Origin of the sequence: Paenibacillus sp. JCM 10914 (assembly GCF_001315105.1) — a bacterium.
Lineage (GTDB): Bacteria > Bacillota > Bacilli > Paenibacillales > Paenibacillaceae > Paenibacillus_AQ.
This window is the reverse complement of the sequence record NZ_BAZR01000013.1, coordinates 61,138-78,036: the sequence shown is the minus strand read 5'-3', so window position 1 is coordinate 78,036 and position 16,899 is coordinate 61,138. Positions and strand designations below refer to the sequence as shown.

Below are 16,899 nucleotides of genomic sequence, written 5' to 3'. Positions count from 1 at the left end.
GCCCCCCTATAGACCGCCTTCCATCAACCTGCATCCTTAGAGTTAACTACGGTTTTTTCGGGAGTTTATAAGCTTCTCGGATGAGCGAGAAATATTGATCTGCTTTCACAACTTCATACTCCGGTCCAAGTGATTCCGCAATGGCTAATACATCCGACGGCGTCATCCCCCAAGCATTGATTCCTACGGAGATAAATGTCGGTGATTTACCGTCCCAACCGGCTTTAAACTCGTTCAGGATGTTTTTCCCGTCCTGAACAGTTCCAGCTCCGCGCAGCATCGATACCGGCAAGTTGCCGTTGAGAATTTCAACCCCCATCTGATCACCAGCACCTAGAAATAAGCCGGGAACTTTAAGAATTTTCGCATATCCGTCTGCTATAGACGGACTAAGAGGAAGGTCCTTATCCAGTTCTCTGTTTAGCACGAAAGGATATGACATATTGCTCTTTTTTAAATAAGGATATGTGTCTTTGAGAAATGTATTAAAGGAATTTTCAGGCCAGACGTGGGGACTGAAATATCCTACTCCGGATGGCCCTGCGACCAGCAAATCATTTTCCGTTGCTGTGGCGGTGTAGTAGTTCAGGATTGCCGGTGCTGCATCGTACAACAGCGGACTGGATGTCCAATTGATCGGAACTTTTCCGCGTGAAGGGTCGTTCCATAGATTGCGCATATGATTCTGGTCATATTGCAAGTTGTCGCCCTCGCCGAACGTGAAAGTGACATAGATTTTATTGTTTAACTTCGGTGTTTTTGTCTTAGGTGATTTTATTGGCTCTGGTTTTGTCCCCGAAAACACAGTCATGTTATGAAACCAATCGGAAGGAACTACATAAACGCCATGGCGCGAAGTAATATCGATGCCAGCAACCTCGCCCTCAAAGTCGTTATCAAACCATCCCAAATAAGGAGTCCCAGGCTTTACATCGGATAAAATCTTCTCGAAGAGTACCTTTTGCTCTGGCACATCCGTAGACAACCAGAAAATCATAGCTTTATTGGCGATCGCATAATCCCTTAAAAAACCATAAGGTTCTCTCTGTTCAGAGGAAAGCGGACGCACATTGCCGGCAGACACTTTGAACTGGTTCCACATCTCTACGGAGACAGTCAATTGTTTCGTATTCGTTGGGGGCACAAATTCATACACGAAGTAGTTGCCGTGATCGGCGAATCTGTGATCACTGCCCGGAAGAAACTTGGAGTTATGCCGGTCAAAAAGATACTTCTCTTCTTCCTGCGTTCCTGTTTTAAAATGTATAATTTCTTCTCCGTCCGCTTTCACGCTAATTTCATGGACAGCTGGTCCCCATCCATCTTGCGGAAAGGCATCATCAAACCGGAGATAGACGGCTTCTTGCCCGAGCAATTCAGTTAAATCAAGCTCGTAAGCTTTGCGATTGCTTCCGTCGCGCACCTGTTCCTGTTCTTCAACAACGGTTTGAAAGGATTCCGGAATGCCTGGGGGAATTGGAATGGAAGTGTTGGGACTTAGTCCAACAATCATCCGTTTAGTCGTTTGACTCCACAGATGTTCATACTGCCAAGTATAAGCATCCATTCGATCTTTGAATTTCCCCTGCAAATCATCGAGTACGTTTAGACGATACGGTTTAGCGGTCAAACTTTCCGCCAGTTCAGGACTAACGACGACGCCGTCCTTCAGGCCAGCAAGCGTAGATGCCACATTGATCGAGTCTGGAACAGCAGGGTCATAAATAATCATGCCTTTGATTTCGTGGGAGTAGGCTTTAAACACATCCATTGGATCTTGATGCCTTGTATACGGAACTTTCAATTCGTTCACCCACGGATCGGCTTCATTTTGCTGCAGATAAATGCGAGTGTTATGTCTGTTGACAATCCCTTGAAGAGATGTCATAAGCAGCTTGATGTCCCCGGACTCATTGTACACGTTGACTACATCCAGATGTTTGGGCTTTGAAAACGTGGGGAGTTGTTGATTTTTTGGCCAACTGATGTTGTCAGGATACGTTTTTGCACTGGACGCAAATGCAGACGTCCCGAAGACAAAAGATAGTGTACATAGAAGAGCCAGACCTACAGTAAATCTTTTCCTCATCATTACCACATCTCCTTTAATCGGTTTACTGTACCCATTACCGTTCTTTTTCTAAAAGCATCCCCCCTTTCAATAATAGCGCTTTCAATAGTTGTTACCTGATGCTGCGCTTTATTCCATAGAACAGTTTCATCTCTTCCATTTCCTTCCTACAATCATTATATATAATATATTATAGATATTCAATATGTACAATAGTATCTTTTACATCGCGGGACTAATGACACAAAAAAAATGCCCTGATGTCGGAGACCAGGGCCTTAAGTAGGGGCTGAACTTATTTCGCATTTTCAATGCAATTGGCCGAATATCATTCGGTCCCATTGTTTTCGGCAGGTTCATTGCTTATTGGATTAGCGGCGGACCTGTATTGTTGTTTCAGTGTCTTTCTTTTTTTCGTTAAAATACGGAACCCGTACGCGGGAAGAAGCAAGCTTTCGCCGGCCGGAGCTCCCTCCAGGTCGCAAACAGGCTCCTTCAATGTGATTAGCTGCTCCCTGTCGGTATAATTTTGCAGGAAGATATAATCCATGGTACCATCTGTACGCACTTGTGCCGTTACGCCTTCCGACCACTCCGCCCGAACCGCGCACTCAATCCCGCAACGGGTTGCAAGTTCGCCATAGAAATCATCCATAAACGCCTGCTCCGTTCGTGCCGCCAAATAATAGACCTCCCCATCTCCAAAACGGTTTACGGTTAATGCGGGATAACCTTCATAAAAATCCTCCCCGTACTCCGCAAGAACTTCCGCCGTTTCGGCATGAATCAGATCGCACATCAGCGACACCGAATACGTTTCTGTTAAGCCGTCCCCTTGACCTCCATTCATAACAATCGAGTTGTGATCTTCAACATATAGCGAGTCAAGCTCCTCAGCCCATACTCCCGCAAGCTTGCGGAGGGGTCCCGGAAATCCTCCTAAAAAGCAAAGGTCGTTCTCGTCGACAATCCCGCTCCAATAAGTCAGGACAAGCGTCCCTCCGGAACGGACGAAGGCCTCCAACCGCTCAACCGTATCCTTTTTCAGCATATAAAGCATAGGAGCGATTACTAACTTATAACGGTCCAGCGGGCGATCCATGGATACAACGTCTGTCGGAATCCCTAGCTTCCAGAACGGCTCGTAATGGTGCAGTACCTCTTCATCGTAATTAAGCTTCGGATTTCGCGGTCCGTCTGCTCCTTCTACCGCCCATTTGTTCTCCGTGTCGTATATCAGCGCGACTTCCGCCTGGACGATCCTACCGATAACCGAATCCAGACGTTCCAGACAAGCACCTAATTCTGCAACATCCCGAAAAACTCTCGTATGCTCATGTCCGCTATGGTCCAGAACGGCGCCGTGAAACTTCTCCGAACCTCCCCTGCTCTTACGCCACTGAAAATATTGCACAGAATCGGAGCCATGCGCGACGGCTTGAATAGAGGACAACGCATGCATCCCGGGCCTCTTCAGCTTGGCAACCTCCTGCCAATTCGTCATGCTCGGCGTGCTTTCCATCAACAGAAACGGCTGCTCCGGCTTGAACGAGCGATACTTGTCGTGGATGAATGCCGCGTGACAGGCCGTCCGCCAATCAGGATGTCTTCCGTGCCATTGCGGATAGCTGTCCCATGACACGATATCAATATGCTCTGCCATTTTGTCATAATTGATGATGCACCCTCCCAAAAAATTCGTCGTAATGGGAATGTCGGGGGCAAGCCGCTTAAACGGTTCGATTTCCTGGTTCATAAAGTCAATGCTCTGATCGGTTATGAAACGCTTCCAGTCCAATAGTAATCCCTGCAATTTGAATTCGCCTATTGGGGAAGGTGACTCAATCTCCTCCCAATCGGTATAGATGTGGCTCCAAAAGGTGGTATACCACGCCTCGTTCAATCTGCCCAAATCATTCTCATATTTGTTCCGCAACCATAAACGAAACGCCGCCTGGCACAAATCGCAATGGCATTCGCCGCCGTATTCATTGGAGATGTGCCAGAGCAGCAAGCCCGGATGTTCGCGATAGCGCTCCGCCAGCAACGTATTTATGTGGCTCACCTTCTCCCGGTATACAGGCGATGTATAACAATGATTATGCCGAAGTCCAAACAAATTGCGTATCCGCTCGGGCCTCACGCGAAGCACTTCTGGATATTTCTTTGCCAACCAGGCCGGACGAGCTCCACTGGGCGTCCCCAGTATGGTATAAATGCCATTATGATACAACTTATCTATCACTTCATCCATCCAGCCGAAATCAAAGCTTCCTTCTTTCGGCTCCAGTTTGGACCACGAAAACATCCCGATCGTCATGACATTGCACTTGGCAAGTCCCATTAAGCGTATATCATCATTCAGAATGTCGGGCATATGCGTCCACTGCTCGGGATTGTAATCTGCGCCGTGCAGCATTCGGTTCAGTTTCGGAAAAAGCGGCTTTCGTTCGATCAAACTCGTACCCTCCTTCAATAGCATTTAATCTCGAAAATTCTTGCATGATCCAGTCCGTTGGTACCGAGCACCTCCAAGCGGAGCTTGAGAACTTGATCCAGGTTTACCGTGCGATCAATCAAACGCCGATAGTTATCCCGAATGTGCATCACTTCGATGCCATCTCCGTTTGCAAAGGAAGTGATGATCCGAAACTCCTTCAACGTTTCCGGCTGCGGCCCCCATTCGAGCTGTTGATGCAACCGGTCCTCGTGCGTCAACGTCAGCCGCCGGTGCATGCCCGTATCGAACACAATGACAATATTACGAACCGATACCGGTGATTCCCATTCGAGTTCGATCCAGGTTCCCGGTCCTCCGGATGCGACATCCAGCGATGCGTGCCGGGAACGGCCAGGTCCTGCCTGACTCCGTTCTCTCCATGCATGGAACGGGTGATTCCGTCGATGACATTCAAGGCCCTCCCCTCTGGCTGTTCGGACGAAGCGCGAACGGTAGCATGACTCGCCAGATTTAAGGTCGCGGGGATGCCGGGAAGAAAAGCGTCCTGTGTCATAAGCTGCTGCTGCGTCTTGCGGATCAATTCCCGGTTTGGCCAAGCTGCCTCCAGCGAAAGGCCCTCCTTCACCGCCATTGCCGCGAACGTACCCGCGCCTTGTCCCATCACGCCGCATGTTGCCATTACCCTCGTGCTTGAGAAAGCAATATGTGTAGCCGATATATTGCGTCCGGCGAACATCAGATTATCCACGTTAGCGCTGATCAGCGCCCTGAGCGGAATCCCGTATACATAGTTTGTATGAGGCTGCCGGGCGGGCTCGCGATCCTTCGCTTCGATTCCTTGCGGAGGATGCGTATCCAACGGCCACCCGCCATACGCTATTACGTCCTCGAAATGGACAGCCTCTTCCAAATCGGATTGAGTGAGGAGATGCTTCCCGATAAACCGGCGCGACTCACGTTTTCCGGGCACGAAGCCGAACCAGTCCAGCGCCCAGTTCTTGGACTCCGGATGTTGGCCGCTGTTCTTAATATGGTCCCAGACCCCCATCATGATGGCCAGCAATTCATCACGGATCGTTTCATTATCCGAAATGGTATCCAACAATCCACCGAACTCCACCCACCAATATCCATATTCCCACGAGGTATGGCTGCGGTACTTCAAATCCTCTTCCGAAAATTTCCTCGCCCATACAGGCGGTATAAACTTCATGGCCCTGCCGGCATCCCGGGCCGTAAATAATAGCGAAGAACCCAGACGATGCGAATCGGGTTCCTCTTCCGCCAGCGACTCTCCATACTGCTGTGCGGACTCCCTGCCGGTCATAAATAACGCACCTGCCTCTTTGCCGAGACGGCCGTCTCCCGTACAATCCATGAAGATATCTGCGAATATGTCAAAGACATGCTCCGTGCTTTCCCTGGCAGCCCTCACCGACTCGATTCGATTCCCGTCCATCTGCACGCCCGTAATCGCAGTATTAAGCATCAGCGTCAGGTTCGGTTCCGCTCTGCATTTCTCATATAGAATAAGATCGAACATAGACGCGCTACGTTGCGGATTACGAACCGCGCATTCAAGAAGGATTTCTTCAATTATGCCGCCTTCCCTGGCCTCTGTCTCCAGCGCCTTTCCCCGCTTGGAGTGAGCCGCTCCGACGATATGCATCCGAATTTCCGAAGACGCATTCCCTCCTAGTACAGACCTGTCCTGACAAATGACGACCTTCACGCCGTTCCGGGCTGCCGCCAAAGCGGCTGTGACACCGGAAATGCCGCCTCCGGCAATCAGTACTTCCGTATATAAACGTTCCATCAACACCTATCCTTTCTTCAATAACGGCAAAGATCGCAACCCCTGCCGGTCCGTCTCCAATGGATATTTCCATTGTATCGGCAGTGGAGGTTTATTTTTAGTTTCGTTTTTGTTTCGGATTTGATGCAGAATTCAACGGATGGGCGGAGCACCTTACAGCAACAAAGTCCGTGCACGGTGTTATCACCGCGCACGGACTTTGTTACCGATTCGCGTACTAACCCGCTTACTCTAGCCGGACGTGCATCCTCGAAGGTACGCTTATTCTATTTCACGTAATTTCCACATACATAATGAAGGATAACGACGCTTTAGTACACATGTATAAGGAGATAGATCATGATGATAAATCACGTCATGTACAAAAAGTTACAAGTAGAAGATGTCGAAATCTTCTATCGCGAAGCAGGTCATTCTTCCAAACCGACCATCGTTTTGTTGCATGGGTTTCCAAGTTCTTCGCATATGTTTCGAGACTTAATCCCGCTGCTTGCCGATCGGTATCATGTCATAGCGCCGGACTATCCCGGCTTCGGTAATAGCAGCATGCCTGGCGTTCGCGAGTTCCAGTATACGTTTGAGCATATCTCACGAATCATTGAACAATTTCTTACCCGATTAGATGTTTCCCGTTGCATCTTGTATTGTCATGATTATGGGGGTCCGGTCGGGTTTCGCATCGCTGTTCGATCTCCTTGGCGAATCCTCGGATTCGTGATTCAGAATGCAGTCGTGAACGTAGACGGATTAGGACAGCCCTTTGACGTGTTCAAGAAGTTATGGCGCGATCCGTCACCCGCGAATCAAGCAGAATTTGCAACCCTGGCCCGCTTTGAGTTTACGATGCAACAATATCTCACGGGTGTATGCCAACCGCTAGTCGTAAGTCCGGACGGTTATTCCATGGATCAATTCTTCTTGAACCGAACAGGTAACGATGAGATTCAGTTGGCACTAGGCTATGACTATCGCAACAACGTGAAGGAGTACCCACGCTGGCAGCAATATTTATATCATTACCAGCCTCCTGCCTTGTGACATGGGGAAGGAATGACTTTATTTTTACGGTGGATGGCGCCAACTTCTTCGCTAAGATTCTCTCGCGAGCAGAGATTCATCTATTATGTGGTGGACATTTCATTCTAGAGGAAAAGAGTGCGCTGATCTCCGACTTGATCAAGAACTATTACTGTCGCGTCTATGGTTTCTAACCCAACGGACGCTTGCTTAAATAGGCGTTTTATTAGCCATGTATAACTATACATCTTAATATAAGGCCGCATACGATAGGAGTAGATTCATATGACCGCGAGGTGACAAGTATGGAACTGCTAAATATCAAACGCGCCTACGATGTTATCATTGGTTTGGGATCCTGGTGCGGTCCATCCATCTATTTGCGCCAGCATCAATTGCGACGATTCTCGTTCCCGCTGGACTGGATGATCTCGAATTCGCTTCCCGATGTAACACGGTTAATCAGCAACCATTTCGACGGCTTCATGGACCTTGAGCGTATCAAGAAGATTGATGGCACCTCCGCTTATTTGGAGGATGGCATTGCTAGCCCCAATCAGGCTGGACAGGCGCATGACGACGCTCATTTCATACTAGATACGTGGTACAATGTAATATCCGTGCATGACTTCCCGGTGCGGCCCAACCGAGACTGGACGGAGACGTACGATTCATACAAAGCCAAGTTGCAAGAAAGAATCCGTAGATTCTATGATGTCCTTAAGAACAGTTCATCTGTGTTATTCGTAAGATGGGGTCCTGTAAACCCCCAAGAGGCCGTTGAGCTCCACGCTGCCTTATCCCCTTTCGTTTCTGGCACGTGCAACGTATTGTTTATGCAACCCATTGAAGGTATGACCTATGTTCAAGAAATCGATTGGGGCTTTGATGGCATTAGCACACTTCAAGTTCCGCTCGATCGTCCGAATGATTTGAATGTGTGGAATTATGCATATTTGGGCTTGCGTCTAACCGGACATTGGAGCTGAAACGTTATGATCGCCCGCCCCTGAAAGCTGCCCGCTTGGGCAGCTTTTCGTTCATCTACATGATCATCTTCATAACTCGCCAGCGAGCTTGGCTGCGAAAACTACACGTTCGAGTAAAGCGTTGCATTCCTTAGGCGTTGCACCGTCCTCCACACTCCAGCATGATCCCATCGCGGTTTCTACGAAGAGGCATCGCTTAATCACTTCATTCGGAACATGAAGGCTTCCTTCGAGTACGTTGATAATATAGCTGATCTTCTCATACAACGCTGGTGTAATGTCATCCTCGAATTCATTGAGAATAAAACGCGGAACATCCCAGACAGGATCGCCGATAACTCCTTTGGGATCGATAATCTTATACGTCCCATCATTAGCACGCAGTATATTATCGTGATGGAAATCGCCATGAAGCAGCACATTGTTCGAGTACTGAGCAGAAACGGACCGACATACTTCATTGGCCCGCAGCATGTATTGATGCAACTCTGCACAATCCGCACGCGTGCCCATGTAGGCTGTTATGTTGTCGACCCAGTGCATGTACGTTGGATAGATATCGGCATTCGCCGGTTTGTTATGCATATCCCGATAAAGATGACTAAACACGGACAGCCTTGCATCCAGCGAAGCCTCGGCTCGCAGTGCATCACCTGGTTGTATACCTTCTTCCAGCATAATCCCGGCTGCCAGATCAGCCTCGTATACCTGACAGAATCGTCCACCACTGTATTCACGCAGCGTATGATATTCTGTATGGATGCTATCCGAAGCGACACCGCTTACTTTCAGAACGGCATAACCGTATTCCTCTGCATGGCATGTAAACACCAAATTTGCAGAGTAGGAAGGAATAAAGTCAAACGCGCTCAACTTCCACTTTTCCGCATAGATGTCCAGGACCCGTTGGACTTGCTCATACAAATCTTCACCAAAGCGCTGGATAAACTGTTCCATCTCATCTCGCTTAAACTCGTAATGCTTATTCATGACTTCGTTCTCCTTGTTTCTCATTCTGCAGGCTGCAGTATCTACCTTCTTATATGTTAATTCTCTATGAACAAATTAGCTCCTGCTATACCCCCTTCTCTTCTTCATAACGCTCCATTCTGCTATAATTAAATTGCATTAAATCTATATTTAATGCAATTTCGATTCAAATCGATTGGACTGGTGCGAGGCTTATGAAATATACCGAAGTTTTTGAGCAATATGATCGTGAAATGAAGCTATTCATCTCCTATATGAAAGATCGTGAATATTCCAAAGATACGCAGAACGGATATCTGCACGACATCAAGCATTTTCTCATAGCGCTGCATGGCAAACCGATTACGGATGTGACCGACATTGATGTGATGTATTATCTCACCGAAATCCGGGAAGGCGGCGCTGGCGCTCGCTATCGGAACCGTTGCCAATCGGCTATCCGCCTCTTCTACAAAGTGTTAATGCGGTTTAAAATAGCAACCCATAATCCAGCGATGGAGATCGAGAAAGCCAAGGTCGAGAAGAATCGTCAACCTACCTATCTGCAAAAACAGTTCCTGGATGCTTGCCTGGAATGGGTTCACGGCCGGTACATAACCCGGGATGTTGCCATCATCGCGCTTATGGCGTATGCAGGTCTTCGCGTTAGCGAGATCGTAAAGCTCAACGTGCCGGATTTCGATCAGGAGAACTCCCATATCGGCGTCCTTGGAAAAGGAAATAAATGGAGGTATATCCCCCTCCCCACCGAAATGAATCATCTGTTACAATTGTATTTGGCTGATCGCATTGTTCCCCATAATATGAAGGAGAATGCCTTCTTCATCTCCCAGTTTCGTCGGCGAATCAGCAAGCGCATGGTCCAGACGATTGCCGAGAAGACATTTGCCGTGATGACCGAGCAATACCCGCAGTTATCCGGGCAATCGTTGTCCGCCCACAAATTGAGGCATTCATTTGCTACGGAACTGCTGCGTAACGGAGCCGATCTGCGTGCCGTACAAGAACTTCTCGGACACGAAGATATCTCCACGACACAAATCTATACGCATGTATTAGATGAGACCAAGGAACGTGCAATGAACAAGATTCGTCCGGCTATTCCGCATTCTTACGCTACCAGAGGGGGACCCATGCATCTGGGATGAATGAACGGTGACAAACACAAATAAACCCGCTGATGCAGCGGGTTTATCATGAATGATTGTCATTACCGTGTCAATGAGCCTGACTCCGATAACCGAGTGGATTTAATAACGTACGATGCGAGACCCGGAATTACCCGGGCTATGCCTGGATAGAAGCGATTGGTTTTGGCAAAGGCCAGCTTCTGAATTCTTCTGGCACGTTTTAGCAGCTGCGTGAACGTCTGATTCGCTGCATTCGAGTATCCCTCCTGCCACTCCGTATAACCTATCTCCCCCAGAAGATAACGGTCAGTCCAATGCGAGCATAATAAGGAAGAACGCAGGGCAATCGACATCCCATCTCCACATAGTGGAGGCAGCATCATCATGGCATCCCCGATATGGGGATAATCAGACCAAGGGTTAGGCGTGTCAGACAAACGAAGCGGTGCGATGGATACTTGCGTTCCCGGAACGGGAGTGCCAGCCTCCATTCTCTTCCTTAAGGACATGTTGGAACGAGTGGCCGCTTCCAGAATATCAGGTACCGACTTTCCGCTTCCTTGAACAACGTCCAGCGCTAGCAGTGCGGCAACGTTGACCTTACCATCCTCGATCGGCGAGATTCCTACATAGCCCCCATCGCAAAAGTATAATTCCACACGAGACGGTACCATAATTCCTTGAAAATGCGATTTGACACCGACATAAACCGTGTCGTCACGCTCTTCTTGCGTATATGGAATGCCGCGAGGTTTCTTGGTGCCGTAGGCTCCAATAACAGCTTTGGCTCGGTAATGCACAGGTTTGCCCTGTTGCTGCGTAATGACTTCATAACTCTGATCCCCAAGCTGCTTAATATCTGTAACTGCTGTTCTTGTAGCGATCTGCACACCTGCTGCCGTAGCCTGCTCATGCAGGAGACGATCCAGTTCAAAGCGACTGATTCCATATGCCGGACCAGGTAACGGGGCTGCAATCTCTCCGCCTGAAGGCATGATGATCTTCGCATGGTCCATCGTACTTGGCTTGACTTCATTGTCAAGCAGATAAATGTCCAGGTATTCCAGCATTTCTCTTGTCTCGGGTGACATGAATTCACCACATGTCTTATGGCGAGGAAATTGCTGACGATCCAATAACAGAGTCCGATGCCCTGCTCTGGCGAGCTGTAAGGCAGAGCTTGTTCCGGCTATTCCTGCACCAATCACAATGGCATCCATTTGCATAGACATAAGCACACCTCCACTTCCTTCAGCTGTCAACACAATTGCCTTGTTCTCATCATGAAGTTGAGCTCTGATTCGGAATAACTACTGAGTAACGAAATAACGGCTTCCATTCGTAGGTCATCGACTCGTGATTCAATTGTTTTTTCAGCTCTTGCCAGTCCCTGCCTTTAAAGCCCTTTGCAACGGAAAGCGGCCCATCATGCCGAATATAGCGATTTCGGGATATGATACGCGTCGTGATCCATACCGCCGTGTAAGCGACGACGTGACGATGAATATCACTAATGACAACGCCATGTTTCGAAGTTCGCAGCATATGGGACACGATATCCACTAACTGCTGCCCATCAAAATGGTGAACGAATTGCGAGCCGGTTACGATATCGGCCGTCGCTTCCGGTAAATCTCGGACATCTGCACGAAGGACATGAACTCTGGACTCGTTTCGAAATAAACGTCTGGCTTCTTCACACGCTTCCTCGGTCATATCGACAAGCGTAATGTGAAGCTGTATCCCTTTACTGTCCGCCCATTCTAACAGCTTATGGTTCACATCCCCTGAACCGGCCCCCACATCCAGAATACGAAGAGATGTCGGGCAGCCGATGGATGTCCATAATTTCTCAACGCCAGCGAGGGTTGGACCCGTTGCGGCAAAAATCTTATTCAACCGTCTCAAGTGCTTCAGCGCCTCGCTTAATTCTTCTCCGCCCATGGAAAAGTCATCCATTAGCTCATCTTCCTGCGCCCGATGGGACAACGTCCTAAAGAAGGACATGGTCCTGCTCCTTCACTAATGGTGAATGTGCTTTCACATAGCTGAAGCGCATGAGCTCTGCGGTAAGACCCGGTCCAAAAGCCATCGCAACCCCGTCAGTTGAAGCTGATTTCAACGCTTTCATTTCCTGGCGCATCGCGTTCAATACAAACATAATCGTGACCGAAGATAGATTACCGGCAGTTCGAAGAATCTCTCTGCTATATTTTGTTTGCTCATCGGTTAATTTCATCACGTCCTGAACACTGTCGACAATCCCCCGTCCTCCCGGATGAATTGCCCATAATTCCGGAAGTTTATCACCCTGAAGCAAATGATGCAGCTCTTCTTCCAAATGAACGCCGAGCAGCTTCGGAATACGAGGTGATAAAAACAGATCAAAGCCGGTATTTCCGATCTCCCATGTCATATCCTCGGTGGAGTCCGGTAAGATAACGGAGTATCCAGCGCCCAGTGACAGATAATCCGTGGTCACAGATGTTGGATGACCAATCACGCATGCTGAAGCTCCATCACCGAAGAACGAGGCTGCAAACAACGCTTCTCTCTCTTTAACCGGTTGAAAGTGAAGCGTGCATAACTCTACGCAAACAACCAACACTTGCGAGCCAGTGCTCCTTGAACGACATCTCGAGCCATCTGGATCGCTTTAAGTCCTGCAGCACATCCTTGAAATATTAATGGCAGCCGGTTCACGCGCGGGGATAAGCCGAGTTGCTTGATCAACATCACATCGAGTCCGGGCTGGTATTGACCGGTACAGCTGACCGTAATGATATGCGTAATGCGCTGAGCGGTGATTCCGGCATCTTTTAACGCCTTGCCGGCGGCTTCAATCCCAAGCGGAAGCGCCTCTCGCTTGTATGTATTCATGCGTTCTTCGGTACTTGGAATCACGGACTCATCACCTGTAGGCAGATAACGGCATTCCTCCACAGGGTCCAAGTAGTTGGATTCACACGTATAACGCTTCTCCACCCCGCATGATTTAAATACTCTTCGCGCAAAGCGAGCCAGATCCGGTCTGTCCTGCAGCGTGGATGCAATGAGATTCGCAATGTCAGTCTGAGCAACGGAATGCACGGGCAGTGCTGTACCCATGCCCAGTATGGCGATATCTGTCTTTTCCATCGGTTGTTTCATACCCTAACCTCCTGTATCGCTTCAATTATTCATGTTTACCCTTAGCAGAGTATTTGAATCCGATAGCCTCATTTTCCTAAGGTTAGGTTTTCCCAAATATACAATTATATCCCGTTTCGTTCTGAGTGTGGAATTTAGTTTACATAATTTATTTTTCGTTAACTTATATCGAATGATTCATAAGCTGATAGATGGATCTTTCAGCGATGTCCAAATTTCATTCAGCACAAGCATGAAGACAGGCGAACGACATGCTAAAATAATGAAGTACGTTAACACTTGTATGCTTTAGAGGGGGAGATGTTATGGAAAGCGAGGTTCTTGCCGTGTTCGATGGCGACCATCGGCGCATCGGAACTGCCACTCGCGATGAGGTCCATCGCCAGGGGCACTGGCATGAGGCGTTTCAGTGCTGGTTCATCAAAAAGGAAGAAGGAATCGAACGTATTTATCTACAGCTGCGAAGTACGGACAAAAAAGATCATCCGAACCTGCTGGACATTACAGCCGCGGGACACCTGCTCGCCACCGAGACGGTCATGGATGGCATACGAGAGATTCAGGAAGAAATCGGGGTCGATGTCGCTTATGATGATTTGATACCGCTTGGCGTGCAGAAATATACGATGACCAAAGATGCTTCATCGATAATGAATTCGCCCACGTCTTTTTGTACCCGATGTCGCAGAGCCTCGATGATTTTGTGCTTCAACCTGAGGAAGTATCCGGAATGTTCAGTGCAAGCGTTGCGGACTTCGCCTCTTTGTGGCTGGGTACTAAAGACAAGATCCCTGTTCATGGGTTTCGAACTGATTCGCAAGGGAAAAAGGTAGCGACCGATATGGAGATCGGTATAACGGATATGGTGCCGCATCCCGTATCGTATTATCGGACCATTATTGATATGATTCAAAAGCGAGTTAAACAGCGCGAAAACGATTAGATGAAGCATTAACTGTTAGCAAGCTTAAAACCCACCAACGAAGTCGGCGGGGTTAAGCGAGTTTCCATAAGGATATGTTTTTTCTATCCTTGTTTGCTAGCCCTTCTCGTTTCGATTTTTCGATATAGCTTTCTTACTCTTCCAATGTTCGTCGGCAGCAACATCAGCATAATTACAATTCCCACAATCAGAAATCTGGTTCGAATCCCTTTCTCCTTCGATATCATTTGGTCAACATGATCGCCGATAAGTATGACAGATTGCATATCTTCGTTACCCGGTAACGCTATAGGTTGCAGCTCGCCTTGCTTGGCCTCGCCGATCACCGTCACCCAATCCCCAGGGGAAATGGCGTGGTATCCGTACGCCATGCTCTTCTGATCTACCTCGATGAGAGGACGGGGAGAAGTGCGTTCATGGATATTGAAGAAATGATTGTCTTCTACCGTTGCGGCATTCAGGGGCAGCCAGTTCGAATAGAATTGATATCTCTCCGCCTTGATATGAACTCCATTTACAGTCATTTCGCCCCAGATTTTCGTCGACTCTGAATCATCAATCTTATAATCGCAACCGCTGCGGCTGCAGGTCCAGTTGAATGGCTCCTTCTGCAGCAAAGCATACTCCCGCCGCAGCATGCCTTCATCTGTCATGAGCTTTTCACTTACCGCAGCACCTTCTACTCTGACAATGCCTGTCTTGTCTTCAGTCAAACGTTCCACAGGCTCAGCATTTTTAATGATGGATATAACTCGGCTTGTATTCGAATAGATAAGCAACACCCCAAGTAGAATAACCCATCCGATTGCTTCGAGGATAATCAGCCCCATGCTGCGGGATTTTTTCTTCTTCGGTGACTTTCGGTTTTTACGTTGATATGTATATGTTTGTGTAGGCTTCAATTTGTTCTTCGGTCTTCTTGTCACCTATTCACACCTTCTCCAGATAGCAGTATGTAAAGTCTAGTCTGTATAATACGACAGCGGTAACTATTCGTTTCGTAAAGAGACATAGAAAAACCCGATTGCAGATGAACGGGCCGCTGCCCAATCCACAACCAGGTTTACTCGATACTTGCTAATACTTATACTTTCAGATTCGGGGCCGCAGCTGTTGTACCTCTCTCCACTAGCTTGACCGGGACAAGCGTTCGGCTAGAAGGTTGTACTCCTCGCTCCAGCCATTGAACAACACTTTCAGCCGCTTGGCGTCCAATCTCGTAAAAATTCTGCTCGACGGTGGTCAGCGGGATGATGACATGCTCTGTAACTGGATTATTATCAAAGCCAATAATTGATATATCCTCAGGAATACGGATCCCTCGTTCCAAACAAAGGTTCAGCAGATTAGCTGCGATTAGATCATTTTCAGTCTGAACCGCTGTAACCCCTTCTGCGCGATAAGAATCCAACAATTCGTCATAAAATCGTTCAACGCCGACCTGTTCCCGATATCCCTTCATATTCAGCTTAATATATCGGCTGTCAACAGGGAGCCCGTGATCTTTAAGCGCATGGCAGTAGCCGAAATATCGATCGCGTACGGATGAGGTTGATTCAATGCTGACCGCAGTCAGAAACGCGATCTTACGATGACCGAGCTCAATCAACCTGGAAACGGATTGATAGGAACCGTTGAAATTATCGGATACAACGGCTCCTAACGGCAAACTGTCAAAATATTTATCGATGGTGACGATCGGATATTCTTCAAGGCAAAGTCTGTGAAGAATATCAAAGTTCGTCAGATCGTTTCTCGGATACAGAATGATGGCTGCGATGCCCTTCCGTGTCAGCATCTCCAGCAGATCTCGTTCTTTCTGAGAATCGTAATCGCTCTGATGTATGCTCAAATAATAACCGTTAGCGTTTAACCAGTCTGAAGCTCCTCGAATATACCCCATCGTACCCCGTTCATCTTCCGATGGCAGAATCAGCGAGATCATCTTCTCCGTCCCTTCGGATCGCTGCTCATTGCCCTTGCTTCTCGGTTTGACAAAGCTGCCACTCCCCTTGATTCGGTAGATAAAGCCGCCCCGCTCTAGCTCTTCGAGCGCTCTTCTCGTCGTAATTCGACTCACCCCGAACCTGGAGCTCAGCTCAGCTTCCGTTGGCAATTGCGTCTCAGGAAGATAGTGCCCCGAGGATATTTGTGATTTAAGCTCGTCCATGATCAAGCTATACAGCGGTTTATTGTCTTTGCTCAACTTGGTTCTCATCCTATCTTTTACTTAAGTTCATTCTCTCTCTAAAATTATAGCGTTTCCCTCGGTTGCATGTAAACCGGACATATCCCTTGCAGATTCGGGGGCATCCTCCATGTGGAGGAAGAT

13 protein-coding genes and 1 pseudogene are annotated in these 16,899 nt (G+C 48.2%); 4 read left to right on the top strand and 10 right to left on the bottom strand.

Annotated features, from left to right (window positions below; translation table 11 throughout):
- Positions 1 to 46: 46 nt before the first annotated feature.
- The 4 genes from JCM10914_RS15700 to JCM10914_RS15690 all read right to left on the bottom strand — a co-directional run bounded on the left by JCM10914_RS15700 (position 47) and on the right by JCM10914_RS15690 (position 6,348).
- On the bottom strand, positions 47 to 2,092 hold the full coding sequence (locus tag JCM10914_RS15700) for a GxGYxYP domain-containing protein (RefSeq protein ID WP_231638670.1): 2,046 nt from the start codon (positions 2,090 to 2,092) through the stop codon (positions 47 to 49).
- A 307-nt stretch (positions 2,093 to 2,399) separates the two neighbouring features.
- Positions 2,400 to 4,490, bottom strand: coding sequence for a beta-galactosidase (locus JCM10914_RS15695; RefSeq protein WP_231638674.1), 2,091 nt, complete (start codon positions 4,488 to 4,490; stop codon positions 2,400 to 2,402).
- A gap of 53 nt (positions 4,491 to 4,543) precedes the next feature.
- Positions 4,544 to 4,789, bottom strand: coding sequence for a hypothetical protein (locus tag JCM10914_RS29290; RefSeq protein ID WP_197286852.1), 246 nt, complete (start codon positions 4,787 to 4,789; stop codon positions 4,544 to 4,546).
- Positions 4,790 to 4,791: 2 nt separating this feature from the next.
- A complete protein-coding gene (locus JCM10914_RS15690; protein WP_197286851.1) occupies positions 4,792 to 6,348 on the bottom strand; it encodes an FAD-dependent oxidoreductase in 1,557 nt (518 codons plus the stop codon).
- 339 nt (positions 6,349 to 6,687) lie between these two features.
- Between JCM10914_RS15690 and JCM10914_RS15685 the strand changes: the two genes are divergently transcribed.
- Both JCM10914_RS15685 and JCM10914_RS15680 read left to right on the top strand, forming a co-directional pair.
- A complete protein-coding gene (locus tag JCM10914_RS15685) occupies positions 6,688 to 7,386 on the top strand; it encodes an alpha/beta fold hydrolase (RefSeq protein WP_023962671.1) in 699 nt (232 codons plus the stop codon).
- A 284-nt stretch (positions 7,387 to 7,670) separates the two neighbouring features.
- Positions 7,671 to 8,354, top strand: coding sequence for a DUF1796 family putative cysteine peptidase (locus JCM10914_RS15680; protein WP_023962667.1), 684 nt, complete (start codon positions 7,671 to 7,673; stop codon positions 8,352 to 8,354).
- 69 nt (positions 8,355 to 8,423) lie between these two features.
- Here JCM10914_RS15680 and JCM10914_RS15675 read toward each other — a convergent pair whose 3' ends face one another.
- A complete protein-coding gene (locus JCM10914_RS15675) occupies positions 8,424 to 9,344 on the bottom strand; it encodes an aminoglycoside phosphotransferase family protein (protein ID WP_023962666.1) in 921 nt (306 codons plus the stop codon).
- Between the two features lie 194 nt (positions 9,345 to 9,538).
- Here JCM10914_RS15675 and JCM10914_RS15670 point away from each other — a divergent pair, with 194 nt between their 5' ends.
- A complete protein-coding gene (locus tag JCM10914_RS15670) occupies positions 9,539 to 10,492 on the top strand; it encodes a tyrosine-type recombinase/integrase (RefSeq protein ID WP_023962664.1) in 954 nt (317 codons plus the stop codon).
- Positions 10,493 to 10,554: 62 nt separating this feature from the next.
- Here JCM10914_RS15670 and JCM10914_RS15665 read toward each other — a convergent pair whose 3' ends face one another.
- From JCM10914_RS15665 to JCM10914_RS15655, 3 genes and pseudogenes are all read right to left on the bottom strand, one after another.
- Positions 10,555 to 11,706 (bottom strand): NAD(P)/FAD-dependent oxidoreductase, encoded by a 1,152-nt coding sequence (locus JCM10914_RS15665; protein WP_023962662.1) that lies wholly within the window; start codon positions 11,704 to 11,706, stop codon positions 10,555 to 10,557.
- 49 nt (positions 11,707 to 11,755) lie between these two features.
- Positions 11,756 to 12,481, bottom strand: coding sequence for a methyltransferase domain-containing protein (locus JCM10914_RS15660; RefSeq protein ID WP_023962660.1), 726 nt, complete (start codon positions 12,479 to 12,481; stop codon positions 11,756 to 11,758).
- A pseudogene (locus JCM10914_RS15655) lies at positions 12,468 to 13,624 on the bottom strand (type III polyketide synthase). Before JCM10914_RS15655 ends, JCM10914_RS15660 begins: the two are co-directional and overlap by 14 nt.
- 305 nt (positions 13,625 to 13,929) lie before the next feature.
- Between JCM10914_RS15655 and JCM10914_RS15650 the strand changes: the two are divergent.
- Entirely contained in the window at positions 13,930 to 14,457 is a 528-nt protein-coding gene (locus JCM10914_RS15650; RefSeq protein ID WP_023962654.1) for a hypothetical protein, read from the top strand.
- 193 nt (positions 14,458 to 14,650) lie between these two features.
- On the opposite strand, the gene JCM10914_RS15645 is transcribed toward JCM10914_RS15650, so the two are convergent.
- Positions 14,651 to 15,493 carry a hypothetical protein gene (locus tag JCM10914_RS15645; protein ID WP_023962652.1) on the bottom strand — a complete coding sequence of 281 codons (843 nt, stop codon included), beginning with the start codon at positions 15,491 to 15,493 and terminating at the stop codon, positions 14,651 to 14,653.
- A 158-nt stretch (positions 15,494 to 15,651) separates the two neighbouring features.
- Positions 15,652 to 16,773, bottom strand: a complete 1,122-nt coding sequence (locus tag JCM10914_RS15640; RefSeq protein ID WP_023962650.1) for a substrate-binding domain-containing protein — start codon at positions 16,771 to 16,773, stop codon at positions 15,652 to 15,654.
- Positions 16,774 to 16,899 lie beyond the last annotated feature (126 nt).

Coding starts and splice junctions, on each gene's coding strand:
- JCM10914_RS15700 (WP_231638670.1), bottom strand. CDS start 2,092: ATGATGAGGAAAAGATTTACTGTAGGTCTGGCTCTTCTATGTACACTA.
- JCM10914_RS15695 (WP_231638674.1), bottom strand. CDS start 4,490: ATGCTGCACGGCGCAGATTACAATCCCGAGCAGTGGACGCATATGCCC.
- JCM10914_RS15690 (WP_197286851.1), bottom strand. CDS start 6,348: ATGGAACGTTTATATACGGAAGTACTGATTGCCGGAGGCGGCATTTCC.
- JCM10914_RS15685 (WP_023962671.1), top strand. CDS start 6,688: ATGATGATAAATCACGTCATGTACAAAAAGTTACAAGTAGAAGATGTC.
- JCM10914_RS15680 (WP_023962667.1), top strand. CDS start 7,671: ATGGAACTGCTAAATATCAAACGCGCCTACGATGTTATCATTGGTTTG.
- JCM10914_RS15675 (WP_023962666.1), bottom strand. CDS start 9,344: ATGAATAAGCATTACGAGTTTAAGCGAGATGAGATGGAACAGTTTATC.
- JCM10914_RS15670 (WP_023962664.1), top strand. CDS start 9,539: ATGAAATATACCGAAGTTTTTGAGCAATATGATCGTGAAATGAAGCTA.
- JCM10914_RS15665 (WP_023962662.1), bottom strand. CDS start 11,706: ATGTCTATGCAAATGGATGCCATTGTGATTGGTGCAGGAATAGCCGGA.
- JCM10914_RS15660 (WP_023962660.1), bottom strand. CDS start 12,481: ATGTCCTTCTTTAGGACGTTGTCCCATCGGGCGCAGGAAGATGAGCTA.
- JCM10914_RS15650 (WP_023962654.1), top strand. CDS start 13,930: ATGGAAAGCGAGGTTCTTGCCGTGTTCGATGGCGACCATCGGCGCATC.